Genomic DNA, 22,551 nt, shown 5'->3' on the forward strand with positions numbered 1-22,551 from the left:
TGGAAACGACGAAGCCCGGAACGGGTCCGGGCTTCGTGGCAAAGGCTCGACTCAGCGCTTGGCGGGCGGCGGCGCGTTCTCGGCACCGGCCGGCGGCTTCACGCCCAGCTCCTTGTCCATCTCGGCGAGGATGCCGTTGACCTTGGGTACCGCCTGCTCCAGCTTGGCCTGGGTCAGCTGCGCGGACTGGGCCGACAGCCGCGGCAGGGTGGCGATCATCTTCTTGCCCAGATCGGACTGGTAGAACTTGATCAGGCCTTCCAGCTCGTCTTCGGTGAAGTTGTCGGTGTACAGCTTGACCATCTCGGGCTTGATCTTTTCCCAGCCGATGGTGCTGTCCAGCGCCTGGTTGGCACGGGCGGTATAGCTTTCCAGCACGGCTTTCTTGGCCGGCGCCTTGGCCTGCTCGAAGTGCTGGGCGAACAGTTGCTGGACCTGGGCGTAGACCGGGGTGGTCAGCTTGTCGGCATTGGCCAGCTTGAGAAAGCGCTCCGCGTCGGCCGCGTGGCTCTTGGCGTCGGCCAGGGCGAAGCTGCTGGCGCTGGCGAGCAGCACTACGGCGCCAAGCGTACGGAGAGTCTTTTTCATGGACGTCCTTGGGGATGCGAAAAATGGACGGGAAGTCTGGCAGAGATGGGCTGAATGCCAGCTGAACTGCCCACGGCCCTCACAATTGAGAATACTTCCCATTTGGGAACCCTGGCGCTAAGCTGCTGCCCAAACTAGCTGGACCCACACTCTATAAGCGGAGAGCGCCATGAGCCGTACTGAAACCGATAGCATCGGCCCCATCGAAGTAGCCGACGACGTCTACTGGGGCGCCCAGACCCAGCGATCGCTGGAGAACTTCGCCATCGGCAACCAGCAGATGCCGCTGGCGGTAGTGCATGCCCTGGCGACGGTGAAGAAGGCGGCCGCGCGGGTCAATCTGCGCCTTGGCGAACTGCCGGAAGATGTCGCCACCCTGATCGAAAAGGCCAGCAGCGAGATCCTCGACGGCTTCCACGATGACCAGTTCCCCCTGGTGGTCTGGCAGACCGGTAGCGGCACCCAGAGCAACATGAACGTCAACGAGGTCATCGCCGGGCGCAGCAACGAACTGGCCGGCAACGGCATGGGCGGCAAGAAGCCGGTCCATCCCAATGACCACGTCAATCGCGGCCAGAGCTCCAACGACTGCTTCCCCACCGCCATGCACATCGCCACCGCCCTGGCGGTGCAGAACGACCTGCTGCCGGCCATCGCCGAGCTGTCCGGCGGCCTGGCGCTGCAATCGGCGCGCTACCAGAACCTGGTCAAGACCGGCCGCACCCACATGATGGATGCGACGCCAGTGACCTTCGGCCAGGAGCTGTCGGCCTTCGTCGCCCAGCTGGATCTGGCCGAGCGGGCCATCCGCAACGCCCTGCCGGCGGTCCTGGAACTGGCCCAGGGGGGTACCGCGGTCGGCACCGGCCTAAATGCGCCCAAGGGCTTCGACGAAGCCATCGCCAAGGAAATCGCCGAACTCACCGGCCTGCCCTTCGTCACCGCGCCGAACAAGTTCGCCGCCCTCGCCGGCCATGAGCCGCTGGTGGCCCTGCACGGCGGCCTCAAGACCCTGGCCGTGGCGCTGATGAAGATCGCCAACGACCTGCGCCTGCTGGGCTCCGGTCCGCGCGCCGGCTTCGCCGAGGTGAAGCTGCCGGCCAACGAACCGGGCAGTTCCATCATGCCGGGCAAGGTCAACCCGACCCAGTGCGAGGCCCTGTCGATGCTGGCCTGCCAGGTGATCGGCAATGACGTCACCGTGGGTTTCGCCGCGAGCCAAGGCCATCTGCAGCTCAACGTCTACAAGCCGGTGATCGCCCACAACGTGCTGGAATCCATCCGCCTGCTGGCCGATGGTAGCCGCAACTTCAACACCCATTGCGTCACCGGTATGGAGCCGGACGAGCACAAGATGGCCGAGCACCTGGAACAGGGATTGATGCTGGTGACGGCGCTCAATCCGCACATCGGCTACGACAAGGCCGCCGAGATCGCCAAGAAGGCCTATGCCGAGAACAAGACCCTGCGCGCCGCCGCGCTGGAGCTTGGCTATCTGACCGACGAGCAGTTCGATCAGTGGGTACGCCCGGAGACCATGCTGGAAGCCGGTGGCCGTGGCTGAGGCCCGCGGCGCCACGCCGCTGGAGGGGGATGGCCGGCGCCTGCTGGTCATCCAGGGCAATCCCAAGCGCACCAGTTTCTGCCAGTCGCTGGCCGACGCCTATGTCCAGGGCGCCCAGGCCAGCGGCCAGGTGGTGCGCCAGCTCAAGTTGGCCGATGCCCAGTTCGACCCGGTGCTGCGCGAAGGCTATGACCTCTCCCAGACCCTGGAGCCGGATCTGCTGGAAGCCCAGCGGCAGATCCACTGGGCCGAGCACCTGGTGTTCATCTATCCGGTGTGGTGGAACGGCTTGCCGGCGGTATTGGCGGGCTTTCTTGAACGGGTGCTGCAACCGGGCTTCGCCTTTGCCCAGCGCGACCAGACCTGGGGCGGCGAACCCCTGTTGACCGGCCGCAGCGCTGAGTTGCTGGTGACCTCCGACACCCCGCCCTCCCCCTGGCAGCGCCTGCGCAACCAGGCGCCCCATCGCCAGGGCATCCAGGAGGGCCTCGAGGCCTGCGGTATCCAGGTGCTGCAGGTCCACGAGTATTCGCCAGTGCGGGCAGCCGACGAGGAGCAGCGGTTGCGTTGGTTGCAGGAAGTGGAGCGGTTGGGGCGGAACGAGTAGTTGGACGTTTTCTATTGCGGCCATGGGCCGCTCCTACACCTTGGACAATCCGTAGGAGCGGCCCATGGCCGCGATCAGCAAGACGCCTGAGTTCCGTAGGAGCGGCCGTATCGGCGGACCGGCATGGCCGCGATTTCGTCGCTGCAAACCGAAGCCTGGCATAACCAAAGCGCCTTTTATTCTTTCTCCTGCGGATCATCCATCGGCACTATCGGCTCTCCTCTTTCGTCCGCGGAGATCCGCCATGACCCGCTATCTCATCCTTCCCGGTTGGCAGGGCTCTGGCCCTGAACATTGGCAGACCCACTGGCAACGCCTGCTGCCGGACGCCCGTCGTGTCGAACAAGACGACTGGCAACGCCCCGATCCGCAACGGTGGGTGGATGCCCTCGACCAGGCCATCGCCAGCTCGCCCTTACCTGTGGTGCTGATCGCCCATAGCCTGGGCTGCGTGACCGTCGCGCGCTGGGCCGCCAGCGCTCCGGTAGCGCGTCGGCAGCGGGTGCTAGCCGCCTTGCTGGTGGCGCCGGCCGACGTCGAGCGCCCGGGTTGCCCGGCTGAGCTGGTGGGTTTCGCGCCCTTGCCCCGCCAGCCGTTGCCCTTTCCCTCGCGGGTGGTGACCTCGGACAACGACCATGCCATCAGCCTGGCGCGGGCCGATGCCCTGGCGCAGGCCTGGGGCAGCGAGCTGGACATCCTGCCCGGCGCCGGCCATATCAATACCCGCTCGGGGCATCGGCAGTGGGAAGAGGGTCTGCTGCAGCTGGCGAAGCTCGGATCGGCCCAGGGCCTGCGGGTCGCCTGAGCCGCGTTCAGCGCTCAGAAACGCCCCATGACCTGGCTCTGGCCGGCCCTGAGCCAGCCGATGCTCTGCAGCACCGGGGCGATGTCGCTGCCGGGCTGCGCCGTACCCTGCACCTGCCCCCGCCAATTGGCCAGACTCAGGCGCAAGTCCAGACGATGCTGGCCGGGGCGCTCGAAGACGCCCTGCAGCCAGGGTGCGGTCTGGCAATCCACCTGCAGCCGAACGTCGCCCAGGCTGAGTCGCCGGGGCACCAGGATCTGCAGGCCATCGCCCTGCCAGGCGCCACCGGCCGCCAGGCAACGGCGCCAGCTGCCCCCGAGGCGGACGTCGCCGACCAGCCGACCGGCGAGCAGTGCGCTCCCCGGTGTTTGCACCCAGCGCAGATCGCCACCGGCGAGATCGGCCCGCCACTGCCAGGGCCAGCCGCTCAGGATCAGCCCCCAGGGCGCACCTTCGGGCTCGCCTACCGTGACCTGCAGCCTGCCCGGCCAGCGCAGATGCCACTGCCAGGGCCCGGCGCCACCACCGGGCCAGGCGAGGCGCTGCATGCCGCCGCCGAGCAAGGAGCCCTGCAAGCCGACCGGGGTGACCTGGGGCGGCAGCAGGCGTGGCAGCCAGTCCGCGGCCGGCCAGTAGAGCAGGCAGCCCAGGGCGAAGATCAGGCAGGCGAACAGGGTGAACGCCAGGCGCACGAGCCAGCGAGTCATGGCGCGCGCTCCACCAGCACCGCCAGGACTTCCAGTTCAAAAGCCACGCCCGTCGGCTGGCTGCGGATCCTAAGGGTCTTGGGCAACCAGCCACGCGCACGCGCCCAGGCCTGCAGCCGCTCCACGGCGGCCACATCCACCGCGTCTCCGCGCAGGTGCCAGACCGGCTCGCCCAGGGTCAGGGCGCTGAAGGTCACCCCGTCAACCGCACCGCGCCAGTCCGCCTCCTGTAACGGCTGGGCGACGGGCAGCGCCCGAGCCTCTTCGGCGAGGCGGACCCAGTCCACCGAGACGGGTCGACTGCCTGGCGCAGGGCGCAGCAACAGGATGGCGGCCAGCAACAGGATGACCAGGCCGCCGAGGGCCAGTCGCTGGCGCTCGGCAGGCAGCCGCTGCCAGCGCTGCAAAAGGGTGCTCATGGTCGCTTCTCCGTCGGGGCCGCCAGGCGCAGGGTCAAGCGCCCGGCCTGCCGTTGCCACTGCAGGGTAGCGAATTCCTCGTCGAGTCGGGTGCGCAAGGCCTTGTCCAGGCTGGCCGGCCCGTCCAGCACCACCTGGATGCCCTGCTCGTCCAGCGACCACTCCACCAGGCGCAGGCCGGGCTGAGTATTCAAGGCGGCGCCGAGCGGCCCCCCGAGCCGCTGCCAGAGGCGCCACTGACCCTCCAGCTGCCGTTGGGTCCGGCTGGCCAGCTGGAGTTCGCGCGCGGCGCGGCCGGCATCGAGCCGGTCGCTAGGCAAGCCCAGACGCTGGGCGACATAGGCCCGGTCCGTCTGGGCCTGGCGCCAATGCTGCACCTGTTGCAGCCCCAGGTGCACCGCGGCCAGCACCGCAGCGGCGGCCATGCCCAGTACCAGGGGCCTTGGCAGCCCCAAGGACGCTCGACGGCGGCGCTGGCCTTGCCGTGGCCAGAGATCCTGGGGCGCCACGCCGGCGGCGGGCTGGGGCCAGAGGGGTGCGACGGTGGCCTCGGGATCGGCGTCGAGCAGAGTGGCCAAGGCTGGCGGCAGATTCGCCTGGAGCGCGCTGGGCCAGGTCAGCCAAACGTCGCGATCCGCCACGCGGGTCTTGAATCTCAGGCTGTCGCCCAGGCGCACGCCGATCCCACCCTCGGCGGTGGGCTCGGGCAAGAACTGGAAGTCGACCCAGCAGCCGGCCACCGTCCAGCCGCAGGCGGCGCAGTGCTCACGCCAGGCCTCCAGCAGCGCCCGGTCGAGGGCCAGCAGGCGCAACCGGCCAGGAGCGCGACCCAGGCAGACCAGGTGCTGGCCGCTGGCGTCCGCCAGCAACTGGTCTTCCAGCAGCAGGCCCCACTCGTGGGGACGCAGTCCCTTGGGCGCGGCGACGTCGAACAGGCTGCAGTCCTCACCGTGCAGCAGCAGGGTCACCGGCTGGGCGGCCTCTGGCAGCGCCGCCGCGGCTTGCAGCCGGTCGCCCTGGAGGCGCGCGGCCACCAGCGGATTGTCCGGGCCCGGCGGACCGGGTCGCCGCGTGCGCAGGAGCAGGCGCGCGGAACTCTGGGCCGGGCTGAGGTCGCGGCGCAACAGGGGCAGCAGGTACCCGAACGGGAGGGAGGCGAGCATGGGGTCAACCTGTCTGAGGCAGGGCGAAGGTGCAGACATAGCCGGCACCCTGCACGGTAAAGGTCAGCCGTACCCCATTGGCGGGTTCGGCCTGGGGCGGATAGGCGAGCCAGCGCCCGCCGCCGTGGAATTCCAGTTGCAGGCGCTCGATGCCAGGTTGGTCGAGCACCGGTTGCCAGACCGGGGCCTCCACCGCATCCAACTCGGCGCTGCGCCACAGTCGCAGCCGCTCCTGGTCGGCATCCCATTCCAGGCGCTGGCGGCGCAGGCGACCGGCGCCCTGTCCCGCACTCAGCGGCAAGGCATCCAGGGCGACCCAGTCCAGCCGGTGCTCGTCGGGGTGCCAGTCCAGCAGGGCGTTGTGCAGCGGCAGACGGTGCTCCTGCAGCGGGCGCAGGACCAGGCCACCCAGGCGGCGATCCAGCAGGCCGCAGAGGTCCAGTACCCGCGCATCGGTCGACTCCCGCGCAGCCAGGCGGCCGCGGGCGTCGAGCCAGAGATTGACCAGCCCACCCAGCAGCACGGCGAGCAGCGCCGTGAGGGCGATGGCCAGCAGCACCTCGATCAGGGTCATGCCCGCCTGGCCCCTCATGGTTGGGCTCCGGCATGGATCGGCCAGTCGCCCAGGGCCCGACCGAGGGCGGCATCGGCATAGAGCGCCAGGCGTTGCCCGCCCAGGGGCCCGCCCGCGCCCTCCAGACGCCAGTAGCAGCGCTCGCCGCCCTGGCTCAGTTCGCCCTGACTGGCGGTCAGGCCTTCCACCTGCCAGCGGGCCTGGAGTTCGCGGGCGCAGAGCTGGGCCCGTTCGCGGGCCTGGGCGACGCCGGCGATGTCCAGCCGCTGGCCGATCACCTGGCTGACGCCCACCGCCATGAAGGCGACGATGGCCAGGGCCACCAACACCTCCAGCAGGGTGAAACCACGCTGGTTCATGGACGCTCCACCGCGGCACGACCCCGCGCATCGACCACCAGCAGCCATTGCCGCTCTTCTTCGGCGAAGGCCAGGCGCTGGCCTTGGGTATCGCCGTTCGGCCACCAGACCAGCCGCGGCTGCGCACTCACCGGCTCGGCCAATTGCAAACCGCTGGGCCAGCGCCCGTCGGGTAGATCGGCGCTGGCCAGGGGTTGCCAGCGCGGGCCCTGGGCATCGGCCACCAGCTGCAGATAGCGAAAGCCGCTGGCGTCGGCCTGCCAGCCGAGGATGCGCCCGCTGTGACGGGCGGTGTCCCGCGCCAGCTGGAAGTCGCCCGCGAGGCTTTCCAGCCGCCACTGCCCAGCCGGACTGCCGCCGCCCAGGCGCGCCACGCCCACGGTGGTCAGCAGCCCGACGATCAAGAGCACGACCATCAGCTCCAGCAGGGTGAAACCGCCCTGGCGCCCCGGCATGGCAGCTCAGAGGGTCCAGTTGCCGATGTCGGCATCGCTGCCCTCGCCGCCTTCGCGGCCGTCGGCGCCGAGGCTGTAGAGATCCACCCGGCCATGTTCGCCGGGGATGCGATAGCGATAGGCGGCGCCCCAGGGGTCCTCCGGCAGGCGGCGGATATAGCCGTCGGCGCGATAGTTGCGCGGCTCGGGGGCCTGGGTCGGCTTGCTCACCAGGGCGGCGAGGCCCTGCTCGGCGGTGGGATAGCGCAGGTTGTCCAGGCGGTACATGTCCAGCGCCTGCTCCAGGCTGGCGAGATCGGCGCGGACCTTCTGCTGCATGGCCTTGTCCTGGTTGTCCAGCACATTGGGCGCGACGATGGCCACCAGCAGGCCGATGATGAAGATCACCACCATGATCTCGATGAGGGTGAAGCCGGCCTGGCGGGCGGGTACGGCATGGGAAGGCATCGCGAAAGTCTCCTTGGGGTGCATCAGAGGTTGAGCGCCTGGTTGAGCTGCATGATGGGCAGCAGGATGGCGAGCACGATGGCCAGCACCACCCCACCGAGCACGAGGATCAGCACCGGCTCGAACAGCGCCAGGGCCAGGTCCACCTGCTGGTTGAAGTCGCGCTCCTGGGCATCGGCGACCCGTTCCAGCATGGCGTCCAGGGTGCCGCTGGCCTCGCCGCTGGCGACCATGTTCACCAGCAAGGGGGGAAAGACGCCGCTGCGATCCAGCGCCCGGCCAAGGCCGGTGCCGGCGGTGACCTGCTCGATGGCGGCTTCCAGGGCATCGCGCAGCACCTGGTTGCCCAGGGTGGCGCGGCTGACCTGCAGGCCTTCGAGCACCGGGATGCCGCTGCCGACCAGGATCGCCAGGCTGCGGGTCAGGCGGGCGCTGTCGAGGGTGCGCAGCAACTCGCCCAGGCGCGGCAGGCGCAGCAGCTGGCGATGCCAGCGTCGCCGCCACTCGACCTGGCGCAACAGGCGCTGCACACCTAAGCCGACCAGCAGTACCAGGCCCAGCAACCAGGGCCCGAAGACCAGCAGACCGTCGCTGACGGCCACCAGGGCGCGGGTGATCCAGGGCAGTTGCAGGCCGCTGTGGATGAATTGCTCGGTGAGCTTGGGCACCACGAAGGTCATCAGCCCCGCCACCACGGCGACCGACACCAGGGCCAGCGCCAGCGGATAGATGAGCGCGGTGCGCGCCTTGTGGCGCTGGCGCTGCACCCGTTCGAGATAGTCGGCCAGGCGTTCCAGCACCGGGCCCAGGCGTCCGGCCCGTTCGCCAGCGGCCACCAGGGTCAGGTACAGCGGATCGAAGGTGCCCGGATGGCGCCCCAGGCTGTCGGCCAGGGTATAGCCCTCGCGCACCTGGCCCAGCAGATCCAGCAGCAGCGCCTTGAGCGCCGCCTGGCGACTCTGGCGCTCCAGCATCTGCAGGGCCTCGGCCAGCGGAATGGCGGCGCCCACCAGGGTCGCCAGCTGGCGGGTGAAATCGGTGCGGCTGTTGGCGTCCAGCCGCCCGGCACGGTTGCGGGTCCCCCGTGCCGGACCGGTCGCCTGCACCTCGCGGGGAAAGAGGCCACGCTCGCGCAGCAACTGACGGGCATGGCGCTCGCTCTCGGCCTGGATGACATCGCGCTGGCGACGCCCGTCGCCGTCCAGCGCCAGGTAGCGGTAGGCCGGCATCAGCGCAGCGCTCCGCCGAGGGCGTTACTGGTGCACCGCACGCAGCACCTCCGCCAGGCTGGTCTCGCCCGCCGCCAGGCGCTCCAGGGCGCTCTCGGCCAGGCTGGCGCGGCGGCCCTCCAGCAGCCGGGCCATCTCGCCTTCACCGGCGCCGCGATAGATGAGCTCGGCCAGTTCGGCGTCCAGGGCGACGAATTCGTAGAGACCCAGGCGACCGCGATAGCCACTGCCATTACAGCTTGGACAACCCTGGGGCTCGCGCAGCCGTTCGAGTCCGGCCAGCCCTGGCAAGAGCGCTTGCTCGGCTGCTCGCAGTGGACGCCAGGCCGCGCAGCTGCACAACCGTCGTACCAGCCGTTGGGCCAGCACGCCCTTGAGACTCGACGCCAGCAGGAAGGGCTCCACGCCCATGTCACGCAGGCGGGTGATGGCGCCCAGGGCGCTGTTGGTATGCAGGGTGGAGAGCACCAGGTGACCGGTGAGACTGGCCTGCACGGCGATGCCGGCGGTCTCCACGTCGCGGATCTCGCCGATCATGATGACGTCCGGGTCCTGGCGCAGGATGGCCCTCAGGCCACTGGCGAAGGTCAGGCCGGCACGGGGGTTGACCGGCGTCTGGCCGATGCCCGGCAAGGCGTATTCCACCGGGTCTTCCACGGTGAGGATGCTGCGACTGCCTTCGTTGAGCAGCCCCAGGCTGGCATAGAGGGTGGTGGTCTTGCCCGACCCGGTGGGGCCGGTGACCAGCAGGATGCCGTTGGGCTGCGCCAGGGCGCCGCGCAGGCCGGCATCGATGGCCGGCGGCAGGCCGAGGCGTGAGAGCTCCAGCAGGCTGGCCTGCTTGTCGAGGATGCGCATGACCACCCGCTCGCCATGCACGCCGGGCAGAGTCGAGACGCGGATGTCGACGTCGCGACCGCTGGCCCTCAGGGTGATGCGGCCGTCCTGGGGCTGGCGCTTCTCGGCGATGTCCAGCCGCGCCATGACCTTGATCCGCGACACCAGCATGGCCGACAAGGCCCGCGGCGGGCGCAGCAGCTCGCGCAGCACCCCATCCACCCGCACCCGCACCACCAGTGCCTGCTCGAAGGTTTCCACGTGCAGGTCGGAGGCGTCCAGGCGCAGGGCCTCGGCGAACAGGGCGTTGATCAGGCGGATCACCGGCGCCTCGCCAGCGCTGTCGAGCAAGTCCTCCACTCGTGGCAGCTCCTCCATCAGCCCGGCCAGGTCGACGGTCTCGCCGAGGCCTTCCACCAAGGCCTCGGTGCTGGCCTGGCCGGCTTCGTAGAGCGGCCCCAGGCGCTGTTCGAAGACCTCGCGGGCGAGCCATTCGCAGCCCTGCGGCGGTCCGTGGCGGCGCTGCACCTCCTGCAGCAGCGCCAGGTCCGCATCCGTACGGCACAGCAGCCGATAGCCCTCGGGTGCGGCGGCCAGGGCGATGCCGGCCTGGCGCGCCAGACGATAGGGCAGCGTCGGCGTCATCAGAGGCCGTCCAGGCGCGCCCGCGCCGAGGGATAGAGACTCTGCAGGGTGGGCGCACCGCGCGTGCCCGGTGGCGTGGCCGGCAAGGCCGCGGCCGGGGCGGCGGCGCGCATGCCGCGGTACTTGTCCTCGCTGATCTGCTGCACCAGCGCCGGATCCCGGAGGATGCGCGGGCGGATGAACACCACCAGATTCTGCTTGGTGCTGGAGCGGGTACGCGACTTGAAGAGATTGCCCAGCACCGGCACGTCGCCCAGCAGCGGCACCCGCTGGTCGCTGTCGTTGCCCTCGTTGCTGATCAGGCCGCCCAGGACGATGAGGCCATTGTCCTCCACCATCACCGTGGTCTTGATCTCGCGCTTGTTGGTGACCACGTCGCTGGCACGCACGTTGTCGGCCAGGGACGAGACCTCCTGGACGATCTCCATGCGCACCGTGTCGCCCTCGTTGATCTGCGGCTTGAGACGGAGCTTGACCCCCACCTCGCGGCGCTCGATGGTCTGGTAGGGATTGGCGTTGTTGCTGGTGACCGAACCGGTGACGAAGGGCACCTCCTGGCCGACCATGATGGAGGCTTCGGCGTTGTCCAGGGTCAGCAGGGTCGGTGTCGACAGCAGGTTGAAGCCGCTCTCGCTGCGCATGGCCTGCAGCAGGGTGACGAAATTCAATCCGCTGCCGCCGATGCGCCCGACCCCGGCGGAGATGCCTTGCATGCCCGACAGTAGACTGCCCAGGGCACTGGTGTCCTGGTTGGCCGCGGCGGCGGCGATGCCGTTGATGGGCGTGCCGTTGGTGAAGTTGACGCTGCCTGCCGGCAGGTTGCCGTTGCGGTCGAGGAACAGCCACTGGACGCCCAGCTGGTTGGCCTTGGTGTCGGTGATCTCGGCGATTATGGCTTCCACCACCACCTGGGCGCGGCGGATATCCAGCTGGCTGATGATGCGTTTGTAGCCGGCCAGCTCCCGCGGCGGGCCGATCAGCACGATGGAATTGGTGCCCATGTCCGCTTCCAGGCGAATACCGGGCGCTCCCGGGGCCAACGCCCCGCCGCTGCCCTTGGGCAGAGGAGCCTCCCCCTCTCCACCACTTTCAACAGGGGTGGTATTACTAACAGAGGCGGCCACAGGGATCTCCACCCGCGCCTCCTGGGTGACCTCGCCGCTCAGGCCGCGCAGTACCTTGACCACCTCGCCGGCCTTGGCATGGTGCAGATAGACCACCTCGGTGTCGCTGGCGGCATCGCGAGAGACGTCCAGTTCGGCCACCAGCCGACGTACCTGACGCCGCACGCTTTCGTCGCCACGCACCATGAGAGCATTGCTGCGGGCGTCGGCCAGCACCTGGACGCCACCACCGGCCTGGCCGCGGCTGGCCAGCAGGCGCTCCACCAGCGGCGCGGTGTCGCGCGCCTGGGCATGGCGCAGGCTGATCATCTCCACCGGTTCGTCGCGCCCGCGATCCAGCCGCGTCAGCAGCTGGCCGATGCGGCTGAGGTTGCTGCGCCAGTCGGTCACCACCAGCAGGTTGCTGGCCGGATAGGGCGTGGCCACTCCGACCCGGGCGTCCATCAGCGGGCGGACGATGCCCAGCAGCTGTTCGAGATTGCCGCCGCGCACCGCGAATACCCGGGTGGCCACGGTATCCCCGGCGCCGGGCTTGGCCGGGGCGCCGTCGTCCACCTCCACCGGCAGCGGCTCGGTGCGCGCGGCCTGGTCCGGCAGGATCTTCACGCTGCCGTCGTCCAGCTCCACCGCGGCGTAGCCATTGGCGCGCAGCTGGGCCAGGGCCAGGGCATAGACGTCATCGGCGGCCAGGGGCTGGGCGCTGCGTACCGTCAGGGTGCCGCGCACCCGGGGATCGATGACGAAGTTGGTGCCGGTGATGCGCCCCACGCTTTCGATGAACAGATCGATCTCGGTGTTCTCGAAATTGACCTCGAAGCGTTGTTCGGCCTGGGCGCCGAGCAGCCAGAAGGCGAGGAGCAGGCCGCAATAGCTGCGTTTCTTCACAGGGACAGTCTCACGGGTAGGGCCAGGGCGCGGCCCCGACGTTCCAGTTCCAGGGTCAGGGCGCCGGTGGCGCGCCAATGCGGCAGGCGTTGCAGCAGCGTCCGGGTATCGGCCACGGGGACGGCGTCCACCCGGCGCAGCACGTCGCCGGGCTCAAGTCCGAGGCCGCTGAAAAAGGCCGGCTCGGCGCCGGGTTGCAGGCGGTAGCCGGTCAACTCGCCGTGTTCGCGCACGGGGGTGGCGCGAATGCGTCTGAGCAGACTGGCGAGGTCACCCTCCTCCGCCGCTGGCGTAGACGGCGCCTTGACTGTGGCCGGCTTGGCCGTATCGCTGGCGGCCAGGCCCACCAGCGCTCGCGGCGCCGGCCAGGGCAGCCGCTCTTCGCGGCCGGCGCGGCTGAAGACCAGGCCCTGGGCATCGATGGCGGTCAGCACCAGCCCAGGCGCCAGGCTGTCGCCCAGGACCAGCGACCGCTGGCGATCGCCGTGGCGCAGGACCACCACGGAGCCGTCGATGGGCACCGCCTTGATCGCCCCAACCCATTGGATCGGCAGGGTGCTGGGCGCCGCCTGGCTGGCGGCGCGCCAATGGCCGGCGAGCAGATCGGTGGCGGGAGACGCCTCGACCTGGACACTGGGTACGGGCGTCGGCAGCCATAGCAGGCGCAGATCGCAGACCACCCGCGCCGCCAGCCAGGCGGCGATGCCCAGCCATAGCAGGGTCAGCAGCCGCAACGCCAGGGGATGGATGAGCAGGCGCGCCATCAGGCCAGAGACTCCAGACGGCGGTGCAAGGAGGCCAGCGGATGCCAGCCCGGATGGCCTTCGACGAACTCCAGGCGTGGCACGGGTAGCGGCGCCAGGCCCCAGTCGGCGGGCCGGGCGCGCAGAAAGGCTTCGAGGCGTTGCCAGAGCGCCTCACCGGCGCCGAGCTCGCGCCCCAGGGCGAAGGTGCGACAGGTAAAGGAGGCGCCCAGGGGCGCCTGCACCGGTCCGATGCGCTGGCCACGCGGCGCGCCGTAGCGGCAGGTCCACTGGACGCCCGTCAGCCGCGGCAGATCCTGGCTGTTGTCCAGCAGCAGGGGTTCGCCGAAGCGATTGTCCGCGGCTTCCTCCAACAGCGTGTGCAGGCCGTCGGCCGAGGTGGGCAGATCCAGCACAGTGGCCTCGTGGCCGCCACAGAGGGCGATCAGGTGCTCGCGGGTGATCCAGTCGCCCCGGCGCAGCGGCTGGTCGTATCTCAACCCCGGCAGGAGCACCGGCTGCGCATCGCCAGCGCCCAGGGCCGCGGCGATCAGGGCGTCCCAGCTGCCGCCGAGCAGGTCACGGCGCCAGAGGTCCACCGGCGCCCGTGCCAGACGCTGGTCGAGCCACCCGGCATGGGGCGCGCGGGCGACGGCCAACTGACGCTGGTGGCTTTCCAGCAGGGCCCGGTCGAGCACCCGCTCGGCCTGCACCGGATGGAAGACGGCGTCCAGGCGCCAGCCGTCGCGACCACCCCGGCAGCGGATCTCGAAGATACCGACGCCGCGGCAACCCGGCAGGCACACCGGCAGCGGCCGACCGCTGCCGCGCATCACCGGGATCAGCTCCGGCCAGAGATCCTGGCCGCGGGCGCAGAGCAGCAGGTCCGCTTCCTCCAACCGCTCGGCCAGCCACAGGCCCGGCCCACTGCCGACATCGGCCAGCACCACCAGCAGATCGGCCTTGCCCCGTGCCTCGGCCAGCACCGGGCGCAGCCGGGCATACCAATCGGCCAGGGGCGCCTGCTGATCGCTGGCATAGGGATCGGTCACGCCGACCAGGGCGATGCGCACCCCGTCGCGCTCGATCAGGGTGAAGGGGGCGACACCCAGGGCGCTGCGCTGTTCCTCGGTGAGGGTGGCGCCCAGTACCGGACGACCATAACGGCGATAGAGGGCGGCGCTACGCTCGGGCCAGAGCAGGCGTTCGTCACTGCTGACCCGGACCTCGCTGCCCAGCAACTGGCTGCCATCCACCCCGGCTTCGCCGCGGGTGAGCTGGGTCAGGCCGCTACCGTTCCAGCACTGGCCATTTTCCAGGGTCAGGCTGCGGGTCGTGCCCTGGCGGGTGCGCAGCTGGGTCAGCTGGCAGGCCAGGGCGGCATAGCCACCGTAGCGCTGGCCATCGCCACGCCCGGCATCCAGCAGGGGCGCCAGCGTCGGGGCCAGGCGCGCGGCATCGGCACCGGTGCGCCAGGGCGCGGCGCCGATGCGCCCGGCCGGGCCGAGGCGTACCCGTGGCACCACCGGCCAGCCGGGTTCGCGGGCGTCCAGGGTGTCGGCCACATAGAGCAGTTGCAGATCGGCATCCCCCGAGCGATTCGAGAGGCCCTGGGCACAGCCGCCCAGCAGCGGCACCGTGGCGCCCGCCGCGAGCCAACCCAAGACCTGGCGTCGTGCCCAGTTGCTCATCCGATGTCTGCCCTGCGCGCTAGAGAGGGCGGCATCCTAGGCGGCGAAAAGCTACAAATTCATGACAAAACAGCAAGTTACAAACTGTTACAGATGGTCTGCCGGGAAATGACCGGCTGTAACCTTTCAGTCACCAGACCATCACAGAGGCTTCCTACAGTCGCCGCTCCCGTGATTAATCAAGGAAGCTTTGCGCATGAGCACTTTCACGAGCGACGACCGTAACCGTAATGAAAGCGGCAACGAACCGCTGGACGCCGTCGTCGACCGTTACCTGTCGCGCCGCAGCGTCATGAAGGGCGGCCTGGGCGCTGCGATCGCCATGATCGCCGGCGGCGGGCTGACCGCCTGCTTCGACGGCGGTGGCGGCTCGAACGACGATCCGGCTCCCAGCCAGCCGACCCCGGCGCCGCAGCTCAAGCTTGGCTTCGAATCCATCCGCGGCGCGCGCCTCGACGCCATCGTCCTGGCCGCCGGCTACAGCGCCCGCACCCTGGCGCCCTGGGGCACCCCGCTGAACAACCTGGCCAACGCCTGGCGCAGCGATGGCAGCAATACCTCCACCGACCAGGCCAATGCGGCTGGCATGCACCACGACGGCATGCACTTCTTCCCGCTGAACAACTCCAGCAGCGATGGCCTGCTGGCCATCAACTACGAATACATCGACCAGAAGGTGCTGCACCCCAACGGCCCGACCACCACCAACGGCAAGCGGCCCGCCGAGGAAGTGCGCAAGGAGATCAACGCCCACGGGGCGGCGGTGATCCGCATCCGCAAGGTCGACGGCATCTGGCAGGTGGTGACCAACGACGCCCTGAACCGCCGTTTCACCAGCGCCACGCCGATGGAAATCGCCGGCCCGCTGCGCGGCAACGCCAACCTGATCACCCCCTACTCCCCGGACGGCACCCGTACCCGCGGTACCAACAACAACTGCGGCAACGGCTTCACCCCCTGGGGCACCTACCTCACCTGCGAGGAAAACTGGCCGGGCATCTTCGTCAACAAGGGCACCCTGCCGGTCGACCAGAAGCGCATCGGCATCGGCAGCAAGAGCAACTACGGCTGGGAGACGCCGGCGGGTGACGCCAGCGAGGTGGACAACGAATTCCGTCGCTTCGACCTAACCCCCACCGGCGCCAGCGCGACTCAGGACTTCCGCAACGAAGCCAGCGGCTACGGCTACATCGTCGAGATCGATCCCTACAACAGCGCCGCGCCCGCCACCAAGCGCACCGCCATGGGTCGCTTCCGCCACGAGGGCTCGGCCTACGGCATTCCGGTCGCCGGCCAGCCGCTGGCGTTCTACATGGGCGACGACTCGCGCAACGAATACATCTACAAGTTCGTCTCCGCCGCCGCCTGGGATCCGGCCGACGCCAACTCGGCCAACCGCCTGGCCATCGGCGCCAAGTACCTGGACAACGGCACCCTCTACGTCGCCCGCTTCGACGACGGCGGCAACGGCAAGTGGCTGCCGCTGACGGTCAATGCGCCGACCAAGGACGGCCGTACCCTGGGCGCCCTCTATGGCGACCTGGCCGGCATCATCCTCAACACCCGCGGCGCCGCCGATGCGGTGGGCGCGACCCCCATGGACCGCCCGGAGTGGACCACCGTCAACCCCTTCACCGGCGAGGTCTACGTCACCCTCACCAACAACTCGGCGCGCACCGCCGCCAACGCCGCCAATCCGCGGGTGCCCAACGTCAACGGTCACATCGTGCGCTGGAAGGACAACAGCAACCAGACCGACTTCACCTGGGACATCTTCGTCTTCGGCGCGGACGGCGGTGCGGCCCCCGACATCAACCGCTCGGGCCTGACCGAACTCAATCAGTTCGCCAGCCCCGACGGCCTGGCCTTCGACAGCCGCGGCATCCTCTGGATCGAGACCGACAACAGCGACAACGCCGTGGCCGAGTACACCAACGACCAGTTGCTGGCGGTCATCCCGGCCCAGGTGGTGGATGGCAGCGGCAAGCAGGTCGCCATTTCCGCCACCAACCAGACCGCGCTGCGCCGCTTCCTGGTCGGTCCCAATGGCTGCGAGATCACCGGCATCACCTGGACCCCGGACCTGACGACCATGTTCATCAACGTCCAGCACCCGGACAACTGGCCGTTCAGCGAAGTCGCCACCGACGCCACCCCGGCCGGCACCAAGGTGCGTTCCCGCGCCTCCACCGTGGTGATCCAGAAGCTCGACGGCGGCCCCATCGGCGTCTGATTGCGTCGGCGATAGCCAGGCTCCCCGGTCGGCAACGACCGCGGGAGCCTTTTGTTTTGCGGCGGACTCGATATTCGTCCTGTGACGTTTTCACCTCCTAACGCCAGATTGACCGTAGGTTGGGCTGAGACTGCTCCATCGTCGAAGCCCAACATTGCCGGACCCAAGCCCCGCTACGTTGGGCTTCGCTACGCTCAACCCAACCTACGACGAGCGGTGACAACGGCCGCTTCCGCGCGCGCTGGCCGCGATTAGCTACTGCAACACCTCCGCCCCACCGGGCCCAGGGACCCACAGGGTGGTGTCACGCGTCGCCAGCCAGCGCACCCGTTGCGCCGGCACCGCCGCGTGCCAGCGACTCACGCCCTGGGCCGCCAGCTGCCGCACCTGGCGAAAGACCTGGCCATCGCGACGCACCTCGACCCCGAGCAGGAAGTCGCCGCTGTTGAGGATCAGTCTTTGGGTCAACAGGCTGAAGGTCTCCTCCCCTACCCCCGGCAAGGCCTGGCGCAGGGCCTCGACAGTGGCGTAGCCCTGGGCCGGCCGCGCGGTGATCAGCAGTTGCAGCGTCTCCCGCGGCACCTCACCGAGAAACAGCGCCTCCAGCAGCGGCAGGTGGCTCATCCCCAGGGCATTGGCATTGAGGCGCCAGCCTGAGGTTTCCGGCAGCGCGCAGAGTTCGCGCAAGTGCAGATGCCGACCGGGTCGCGCCGGCACGATCAGATCCAGCTCACCTATCTCGGCCAAGGGCAGATTGGGCACCAGCACCGGTGGCGCCAGGCGCAGGGCATCGGGGGTCTCCAGACCGAATTCACGGGTCTCGCCATCGGCATCGACCCAGTCGGCGAGGCGTTCGGCGAAGCCCTCGGCCGTCAGTCCCGGCTCACCCAGCCCACCAGGACGCTGCGCCAGCAGCCGCTTCAGCTGGCGCAAGGCCAGGTCTCGCTCCGGACCGGCCAGGGCGTTGACGTTGAAGCAGCCATGCAGATCGCGCAGCTGGGCACGGACCTGGGCGCCTTCCACCTCATAGGCCAGCACCTCGCCGCTCAGGCTCCGCCAGAACTCGGGGCGCTGCCGCGCGCCAGCTTGCACCAGCCCCTGCGTGACCACCTGCTCGGCGCCAGCCGCCAGCGCCCGCGCCAGGATCTCGTGCTCCAGCAACCGCGCCCGCTGCAGCTCGGCACGCCCTTCGGCCAGCAGCACCGGCAACAGCGCCGCCACCAGCGCCAGCGCCCAGAGCGCCATCAGCAGGGCCACGCCCCTTTGTCGCCGCACCCCTGTTCCTCCAGGCAAAAGCGGCATTGGAACCGACTCAGGTTGCAGAATCGTGGCAGTGACGCAGATGCCTGTTGGGCTTCGACGATAGATCCGTCTCAACCCAACCTACAAAGCCTAGGTAGGTTGGGTTGAGCGCCAGCGAAGCCCAACAATCCAACGCCCAACAAAAAACCCGCCACCAGGGCGGGTTCCTCACCACTAAGGCCTTATCACAGTTTGGCGATGGACACCTCGGTGGATTTGACGAAGGCGATCACCTCGCTACCCACCACCAGTTCCAGCTCCTTGACCGAGCGGGTGGTGATGACGGAGGTGACGATGCCGGCGGCGGTCTGGACGTCGATTTCGGAGAGCACCGAGCCTTCGATGATTTCCTTGATGGTGCCCTTGAACTGGTTGCGAACGTTGATGGCCTTGATGGTCATGGCAAAACTCCTCGGATGAGCGATCAGTAGGCCCAGCGCAGTTGCGTGGGCAGGGGTTGCACGATTTCCGGTAGATCGGGATTGAGCGGTTGCTGCAGCACCCGGGCCAGCACCTCGGCTTCCAGGCGGGCCAGCTGGGCATCGCCGGCGGCCCGGGGGCGCGCCAGGGTGACGTCGAGATCCAGGCCGACATGGCCGTCTTCGATGAGCACCACGCGGTCGGCCAGGGCCACCGCCTCGCCCACGTCGTGGGTCACCAGCAGCACGGTGAAGCCGTGGCGTTGCCAGAGACCTTCGATGAGCTGCTGCATCTCGATGCGGGTCAGGGCATCCAGGGCGCCGAGCGGCTCGTCCAGGAGGAGCAGGCGCGGCTGGTGGATCAGGGCGCGGGCCAGGGCCACGCGCTGCTTCTGGCCGCCGGATAGCGCCGAGGGCCACTCCTGGGCACGATCGGCCAGGCCGACCGCCGCCAGGGCTTCCAGGGCGCGCGGCTTCCAGTCGCCCTTGAGGCCCAGGCCAACGTTGTCGATGATGCGTTTCCACGGCAGCAGGCGTGCGTCCTGGAACATCAGCCGGGTGTCTTCGCGATGCTCCGCCAGGGGTTCGTCCTGCCCCAGCAGGGTGCCGCCACTGGCGCGGTCGAGTCCCGCCACCAGGCGCAGCAGGGTGCTCTTACCGCAGCCACTGCGACCCACCACGGCAACGAACTGGCCGGCCGGGATTTCCAGATCGATCCCATGGAGCACGGTGCGCTCGCCAAAGGTCTTCACCACCTGTTGCAGCTTCAGGGCGATGCCCCGCGCCAGCGGCGGAACGGCTTGCAGACTGGTCATGCGTGGGCTCCTTTCTGATAGGCCGGGTGCCAGCGCAGCCAGGCACGTTCCAGGCCGCGGGCGGCCAGATCCGCCAGCTTGCCCAGTACGGCATAGAGCAGGATGGCCAGCACCACGATGTCGGTTTGCAGGAATTCCCGGGCGTTCATCGCCAGGTAGCCAATGCCGGAGCTGGCGGAAATGGTCTCGGCGACGATCAGCGTCAGCCACATCAGGCCGAGGGCGAAGCGCACCCCCACCAGGATGGCCGGCAAGGCGCCCGGCAGCACCACGTGCCAGAACAGCCGCGCCCCGGAGAGGCCGTAGCTGCGGGCCATCTCCACCAGCGCCGGATCGACGTTGCGGATGCCGTGGTAGGTGTTGAGGTAGATGGGGAAGAACACCCCCAGGGCCACCAGGAACAACTTGGCCGACTCATCGATGCCGAACCAGAGGATCACCAACGGGATCAGCGCCAGGTGCGGCACGTTGCGCACCATCTGCAAGGTGCTGTCGAGGAGGCGCTCGCCCCACTTCGACAGCCCGGTGATGAAGCCCAGCGCCAGGCCGATGCTGCCGCCGATAGCGAAGCCGATGCCGGCGCGCCAGCCGCTGATGGCCAGGTGTTGCCAGAGCTCGCCGCTCTTGACCAGGCTCCAGCCCGCCTCCAGCACCGCCGCTGGCGACGGCAGGATGCGACTGGACAGCAGGCCGCTGCTCACCGACAGCTGCCAGGCGGCGAGCAGGGCCACGGGCACCAGCCAGGGCGCCAGGCGCTGCAATTGACGTTCGGTCGTGCTGCTCATGCCGCCTTCCTCAACTCTGCGCCGCTTTTTGCGGCAGGATGTCGTTGGCCACCATCTCGCCAAAGGGACTCACGTAGTTGGCGCCTTCCACCTGGGTCGGGCGCTTGACCGGCAGGTGCGGGAACAGCAGCTCGGCCACCCGGTAGGATTCCTCCAGGTGCGGATAACCGGAAAAGATGAAGGTATCGATGCCCAGGGCGGCGTATTCCTTGACCCGCGCGGCCACGGTGGGACCGTCACCGACCAGGGCCGTCCCGGCGCCGCCCCGTACCAGGCCGACACCGGCCCAGAGGTTGGGTGCGATCTCCAGGTTGTCGCGACGGCCCTTGTGCAGGGCGGCCATGCGCTGCTGGCCGACCGAGTCGAAGCGGGCGAAGGCCGCCTGGGCCTTTTCGATGGTGGCATCGTCCAGGTTAGCGATCAGCCGGTCGGCGGCCTTCCAGGCCTCTTCATTGGTCTCGCGGACGATCACGTGCAGGCGGATGCCGAAGCGCACCGTGCGGCCCTGGGCGGCCGCCTTGGCCTTGACCGCCTCGATCTTCTCGCGCACCGCGTCCAGGGGTTCGCCCCAGGTCAGGTACAGCTCCACCTGCTCGGCGGCCAAGTCCTGGGCGGCATCGGAGGAGCCGCCGAAATACAGCGGTGGGCGCGGTTGCTGCAGCGGCGGATAGAGCAGCTTGGCGCCCTTCACCTGGATGTGCTTGCCTTCATAGTCCACCGTCTCGCCTTCCAGCACGCGACGCCAGATGCGGGTGAACTCCACCGAGGCTTCGTATCTTTCGCTGTGGGACAGGTGCAGGCCGTCACCGGCCAGTTCGTCCGGATCGCCGCCGGTGACCAGGTTGAACAGCGCCCGGCCGCCGGACAGGCGATCCAGGGTGGCCGCCTGCCGCGCCGCCACCGTGGGCGAGATGATCCCGGGGCGCAGGGCCACCAGGAACTTGAGTTTCTGAGTGACCGGAATCAGCGAAGCGGCCACCAGCCAGGAATCCTCGCAACTGCGTCCGGTGGGGATCAGCACCCCGCCGAAGCCCAGGCGATCGGCGGCCTGGGCGACCTGGGTCAGGTAGCCGTGGTCGACCGCGCGGGCGCCTTCGGCGGTACCCAGGTAGTGGCCATCGCCGTGGGTCGGCAGAAACCAGAAGATATCGAGACTCATGGGGCGTTCTCCAGCAGGCGAAATCAGGGTTGGGCGGCGGCGGTCTGCAGACTGGCGGGCGGGGTCCACACCACGTCGCGGATGACCAGCGGCTTGGGAATCAACTTGAGGGCGGTGAAGGCATCGGCGATCTTCTGCTGTTGCGCGGCGACCTCGGGACTGATGAACCGGGCGCCATAGCCCTGCCGCTTGACCACCCGCTCGGCGGTGTCCAGCGGCAGGTTCAGCAGCGGCGCCACCTGGGCGGCGACTTGGTCGGGGTGGGCCTTGGCCCACTCGCCCACCGAGCGCACCTCGTCGACGATGGCGCCGACCTGTTCGGGATGGGCCTTGGCGAAGCTGCGGGTGGCCAGATAGAACTGGTGGTTGTCGGCAAGGCCGGTGGCATCGGTCAGGGTACGTGCCTGCAACTGGGTCTCGGCGGCGGCCTGGTAGGGATCCCAGATCACCCAGGCATCCACCGCGCCGCGCTCGAAGGCGGCCCGGGCATCGGCGGGCGGCAGGTACACCGGCTGGATGTCCTGGTAGGGGATGCCGGCCTTGGCCAGTGCCTGCACCAGCAGATAGTGGACGTTGGAACCCTTGTTCAGGGCGATCTTCTTGCCCTTGAGATCGGCCAGCGACTGGATGGCCGAATCCTTGGGCACCAGGATGGCTTCGCTGGTGGGCGCCGGCGGTTCGTGGGCCACATAGACCAGATCGGCGCCGGCGGCCTGGGCGAACACCGGCGGGGTCTCTCCGGTCACGCCGAAATCGATGCTGCCGACGTTGAGGCCTTCCAGCAGCTGCGGGCCGCCGGGGAATTCGGTCCACTGCACCTTGACGCCGTCCTTGGCCAGACGCTGCTCCAGGGTGCCGCGGGCCTTGAGGGTGATCAGGGTGCCGTACTTCTGGTAGCCGATGCGCACCGTCTCTTCCGCCTGCGCCAAGCCGGCGGCCAGGGTCAGCAGGGAAACGGCGAGCAGCGAACGGGTGAAGGAGAACTGCATGACTAAG

The 22,551-nt window shown here is 69.1% G+C and carries 23 protein-coding genes; 4 read left to right on the forward strand and 19 right to left on the reverse strand.

Annotated elements, in window-relative coordinates; translation table 11 throughout:
• Positions 1–51: 51 nt before the first annotated feature.
• Positions 52–588, reverse strand: a complete 537-nt coding sequence (locus tag V6W80_RS18305; protein WP_017639810.1) for a DUF2059 domain-containing protein — start codon at positions 586–588, stop codon at positions 52–54.
• Between the two features lie 169 nt (positions 589–757).
• Between V6W80_RS18305 and V6W80_RS18310 the strand changes: the two genes are divergently transcribed.
• The 3 genes from V6W80_RS18310 to V6W80_RS18320 all read left to right on the forward strand — a co-directional run bounded on the left by V6W80_RS18310 (position 758) and on the right by V6W80_RS18320 (position 3,564).
• Positions 758–2,152 carry a class II fumarate hydratase gene (locus V6W80_RS18310; protein WP_017639811.1) on the forward strand — a complete coding sequence of 465 codons (1,395 nt, stop codon included), beginning with the start codon at positions 758–760 and terminating at the stop codon, positions 2,150–2,152.
• Entirely contained in the window at positions 2,139–2,759 is a 621-nt protein-coding gene (locus V6W80_RS18315; RefSeq protein ID WP_007162355.1) for an NAD(P)H-dependent oxidoreductase, read from the forward strand. The genes V6W80_RS18310 and V6W80_RS18315 overlap by 14 nt, the downstream gene beginning before the upstream one ends.
• A 244-nt stretch (positions 2,760–3,003) precedes the next feature.
• Positions 3,004–3,564, forward strand: a complete 561-nt coding sequence (locus V6W80_RS18320) for an RBBP9/YdeN family alpha/beta hydrolase (RefSeq protein WP_338545025.1) — start codon at positions 3,004–3,006, stop codon at positions 3,562–3,564.
• A 14-nt stretch (positions 3,565–3,578) separates the two neighbouring features.
• Here the strand turns inward: V6W80_RS18320 and V6W80_RS18325 are convergent, their stop codons facing one another.
• Genes V6W80_RS18325 through V6W80_RS18380 form a run of 12 tightly spaced genes read right to left on the reverse strand, consistent with a single transcriptional unit; the run spans position 3,579 to position 14,842 of the window.
• A complete protein-coding gene (locus tag V6W80_RS18325) occupies positions 3,579–4,271 on the reverse strand; it encodes a hypothetical protein (RefSeq protein WP_257705453.1) in 693 nt (230 codons plus the stop codon).
• A complete protein-coding gene (locus V6W80_RS18330) occupies positions 4,268–4,690 on the reverse strand; it encodes a hypothetical protein (RefSeq protein ID WP_160924581.1) in 423 nt (140 codons plus the stop codon). Before V6W80_RS18330 ends, V6W80_RS18325 begins: the two co-directional genes overlap by 4 nt.
• A complete protein-coding gene (locus V6W80_RS18335) occupies positions 4,687–5,853 on the reverse strand; it encodes a type II secretion system protein GspL (protein ID WP_338545026.1) in 1,167 nt (388 codons plus the stop codon). Before V6W80_RS18335 ends, V6W80_RS18330 begins: the two co-directional genes overlap by 4 nt.
• Before the next feature lie 4 nt (positions 5,854–5,857).
• The gene (locus V6W80_RS18340; RefSeq protein ID WP_338545027.1) at positions 5,858–6,445 is read right to left on the reverse strand and encodes a prepilin-type N-terminal cleavage/methylation domain-containing protein; all 588 of its coding nucleotides are present in this window, start codon (positions 6,443–6,445) and stop codon (positions 5,858–5,860) included.
• Positions 6,442–6,786 (reverse strand): type II secretion system protein, encoded by a 345-nt coding sequence (locus V6W80_RS18345; protein ID WP_064309455.1) that lies wholly within the window; start codon positions 6,784–6,786, stop codon positions 6,442–6,444. Before V6W80_RS18345 ends, V6W80_RS18340 begins: the two co-directional genes overlap by 4 nt.
• The gene (locus tag V6W80_RS18350) at positions 6,783–7,241 is read right to left on the reverse strand and encodes a GspH/FimT family pseudopilin (protein ID WP_160924585.1); all 459 of its coding nucleotides are present in this window, start codon (positions 7,239–7,241) and stop codon (positions 6,783–6,785) included. Before V6W80_RS18350 ends, V6W80_RS18345 begins: the two co-directional genes overlap by 4 nt.
• Positions 7,242–7,247: 6 nt before the next feature.
• On the reverse strand, positions 7,248–7,688 hold the full coding sequence (gspG, locus tag V6W80_RS18355; RefSeq protein WP_338545028.1) for a type II secretion system major pseudopilin GspG: 441 nt from the start codon (positions 7,686–7,688) through the stop codon (positions 7,248–7,250).
• 23 nt (positions 7,689–7,711) lie between these two features.
• Positions 7,712–8,917, reverse strand: a complete 1,206-nt coding sequence (gspF, locus tag V6W80_RS18360; RefSeq protein WP_338545029.1) for a type II secretion system inner membrane protein GspF — start codon at positions 8,915–8,917, stop codon at positions 7,712–7,714.
• A gap of 24 nt (positions 8,918–8,941) precedes the next feature.
• Positions 8,942–10,399, reverse strand: coding sequence for a GspE/PulE family protein (locus V6W80_RS18365; RefSeq protein WP_338545030.1), 1,458 nt, complete (start codon positions 10,397–10,399; stop codon positions 8,942–8,944).
• Entirely contained in the window at positions 10,399–12,408 is a 2,010-nt protein-coding gene (gene gspD / locus V6W80_RS18370; RefSeq protein WP_338545031.1) for a type II secretion system secretin GspD, read from the reverse strand. Before gspD ends, V6W80_RS18365 begins: the two co-directional genes overlap by 1 nt.
• Positions 12,405–13,172: a hypothetical protein gene (locus V6W80_RS18375; protein WP_173149617.1), complete on the reverse strand. Its 768-nt coding sequence runs from the start codon at positions 13,170–13,172 to the stop codon at positions 12,405–12,407. Before V6W80_RS18375 ends, gspD begins: the two co-directional genes overlap by 4 nt.
• Positions 13,172–14,842: a lipoprotein UxpA gene (locus tag V6W80_RS18380; protein WP_338545032.1), complete on the reverse strand. Its 1,671-nt coding sequence runs from the start codon at positions 14,840–14,842 to the stop codon at positions 13,172–13,174. The genes V6W80_RS18375 and V6W80_RS18380 overlap by 1 nt, the downstream gene beginning before the upstream one ends.
• A gap of 196 nt (positions 14,843–15,038) precedes the next feature.
• Between V6W80_RS18380 and V6W80_RS18385 the strand changes: the two genes are divergently transcribed.
• On the forward strand, positions 15,039–17,075 hold the full coding sequence (locus V6W80_RS18385; RefSeq protein ID WP_338545033.1) for a PhoX family protein: 2,037 nt from the start codon (positions 15,039–15,041) through the stop codon (positions 17,073–17,075).
• A gap of 255 nt (positions 17,076–17,330) precedes the next feature.
• Here V6W80_RS18385 and gspK read toward each other — a convergent pair whose 3' ends face one another.
• The 6 genes from gspK to V6W80_RS18415 all read right to left on the reverse strand — a co-directional run bounded on the left by gspK (position 17,331) and on the right by V6W80_RS18415 (position 22,544).
• Complete coding sequence (gspK, locus tag V6W80_RS18390; protein WP_338545034.1) at positions 17,331–18,350, reverse strand: type II secretion system minor pseudopilin GspK; 1,020 nt, start codon at positions 18,348–18,350, stop codon at positions 17,331–17,333.
• Positions 18,351–18,562: 212 nt separating this feature from the next.
• Positions 18,563–18,778 carry a TOBE domain-containing protein gene (locus tag V6W80_RS18395; RefSeq protein ID WP_010795839.1) on the reverse strand — a complete coding sequence of 72 codons (216 nt, stop codon included), beginning with the start codon at positions 18,776–18,778 and terminating at the stop codon, positions 18,563–18,565.
• A gap of 23 nt (positions 18,779–18,801) precedes the next feature.
• Positions 18,802–19,611 carry an aliphatic sulfonates ABC transporter ATP-binding protein gene (gene ssuB / locus V6W80_RS18400; RefSeq protein ID WP_093255926.1) on the reverse strand — a complete coding sequence of 270 codons (810 nt, stop codon included), beginning with the start codon at positions 19,609–19,611 and terminating at the stop codon, positions 18,802–18,804.
• Positions 19,608–20,396 (reverse strand): aliphatic sulfonate ABC transporter permease SsuC, encoded by a 789-nt coding sequence (gene ssuC, locus V6W80_RS18405; protein WP_093255924.1) that lies wholly within the window; start codon positions 20,394–20,396, stop codon positions 19,608–19,610. Before ssuC ends, ssuB begins: the two co-directional genes overlap by 4 nt.
• A 10-nt stretch (positions 20,397–20,406) precedes the next feature.
• Positions 20,407–21,555, reverse strand: a complete 1,149-nt coding sequence (ssuD, locus tag V6W80_RS18410; protein WP_184285753.1) for an FMNH2-dependent alkanesulfonate monooxygenase — start codon at positions 21,553–21,555, stop codon at positions 20,407–20,409.
• Between the two features lie 23 nt (positions 21,556–21,578).
• Positions 21,579–22,544 (reverse strand): aliphatic sulfonate ABC transporter substrate-binding protein, encoded by a 966-nt coding sequence (locus V6W80_RS18415; RefSeq protein ID WP_184285751.1) that lies wholly within the window; start codon positions 22,542–22,544, stop codon positions 21,579–21,581.
• Between the last annotated feature and the right edge of the window lie 7 nt (positions 22,545–22,551).

It is taken from the genome of Pseudomonas benzopyrenica, from assembly GCF_036884265.1.
Taxonomy (GTDB): Bacteria; Pseudomonadota; Gammaproteobacteria; order Pseudomonadales; family Pseudomonadaceae; genus Chryseomonas; species Chryseomonas benzopyrenica.

Bases quoted from the DNA above. Each gene is read 5' to 3' on its own strand.
- V6W80_RS18305 (WP_017639810.1), bottom strand. From the start codon at position 588: ATGAAAAAGACTCTCCGTACGCTTGGCGCCGTAGTGCTGCTCGCCAGC.
- V6W80_RS18310 (WP_017639811.1), top strand. From the start codon at position 758: ATGAGCCGTACTGAAACCGATAGCATCGGCCCCATCGAAGTAGCCGAC.
- V6W80_RS18320 (WP_338545025.1), top strand. From the start codon at position 3,004: ATGACCCGCTATCTCATCCTTCCCGGTTGGCAGGGCTCTGGCCCTGAA.
- V6W80_RS18325 (WP_257705453.1), bottom strand. From the start codon at position 4,271: ATGACTCGCTGGCTCGTGCGCCTGGCGTTCACCCTGTTCGCCTGCCTG.
- V6W80_RS18330 (WP_160924581.1), bottom strand. From the start codon at position 4,690: ATGAGCACCCTTTTGCAGCGCTGGCAGCGGCTGCCTGCCGAGCGCCAG.
- V6W80_RS18335 (WP_338545026.1), bottom strand. From the start codon at position 5,853: ATGCTCGCCTCCCTCCCGTTCGGGTACCTGCTGCCCCTGTTGCGCCGC.
- V6W80_RS18340 (WP_338545027.1), bottom strand. From the start codon at position 6,445: ATGAGGGGCCAGGCGGGCATGACCCTGATCGAGGTGCTGCTGGCCATC.
- V6W80_RS18345 (WP_064309455.1), bottom strand. From the start codon at position 6,786: ATGAACCAGCGTGGTTTCACCCTGCTGGAGGTGTTGGTGGCCCTGGCC.
- V6W80_RS18350 (WP_160924585.1), bottom strand. From the start codon at position 7,241: ATGCCGGGGCGCCAGGGCGGTTTCACCCTGCTGGAGCTGATGGTCGTG.
- gspG (WP_338545028.1), bottom strand. From the start codon at position 7,688: ATGCCTTCCCATGCCGTACCCGCCCGCCAGGCCGGCTTCACCCTCATC.
- gspF (WP_338545029.1), bottom strand. From the start codon at position 8,917: ATGCCGGCCTACCGCTACCTGGCGCTGGACGGCGACGGGCGTCGCCAG.
- V6W80_RS18365 (WP_338545030.1), bottom strand. From the start codon at position 10,399: ATGACGCCGACGCTGCCCTATCGTCTGGCGCGCCAGGCCGGCATCGCC.
- V6W80_RS18375 (WP_173149617.1), bottom strand. From the start codon at position 13,172: ATGGCGCGCCTGCTCATCCATCCCCTGGCGTTGCGGCTGCTGACCCTG.
- V6W80_RS18380 (WP_338545032.1), bottom strand. From the start codon at position 14,842: ATGAGCAACTGGGCACGACGCCAGGTCTTGGGTTGGCTCGCGGCGGGC.
- V6W80_RS18385 (WP_338545033.1), top strand. From the start codon at position 15,039: ATGAGCACTTTCACGAGCGACGACCGTAACCGTAATGAAAGCGGCAAC.
- V6W80_RS18395 (WP_010795839.1), bottom strand. From the start codon at position 18,778: ATGACCATCAAGGCCATCAACGTTCGCAACCAGTTCAAGGGCACCATC.
- ssuB (WP_093255926.1), bottom strand. From the start codon at position 19,611: ATGACCAGTCTGCAAGCCGTTCCGCCGCTGGCGCGGGGCATCGCCCTG.
- ssuC (WP_093255924.1), bottom strand. From the start codon at position 20,396: ATGAGCAGCACGACCGAACGTCAATTGCAGCGCCTGGCGCCCTGGCTG.
- ssuD (WP_184285753.1), bottom strand. From the start codon at position 21,555: ATGAGTCTCGATATCTTCTGGTTTCTGCCGACCCACGGCGATGGCCAC.
- V6W80_RS18415 (WP_184285751.1), bottom strand. From the start codon at position 22,544: ATGCAGTTCTCCTTCACCCGTTCGCTGCTCGCCGTTTCCCTGCTGACC.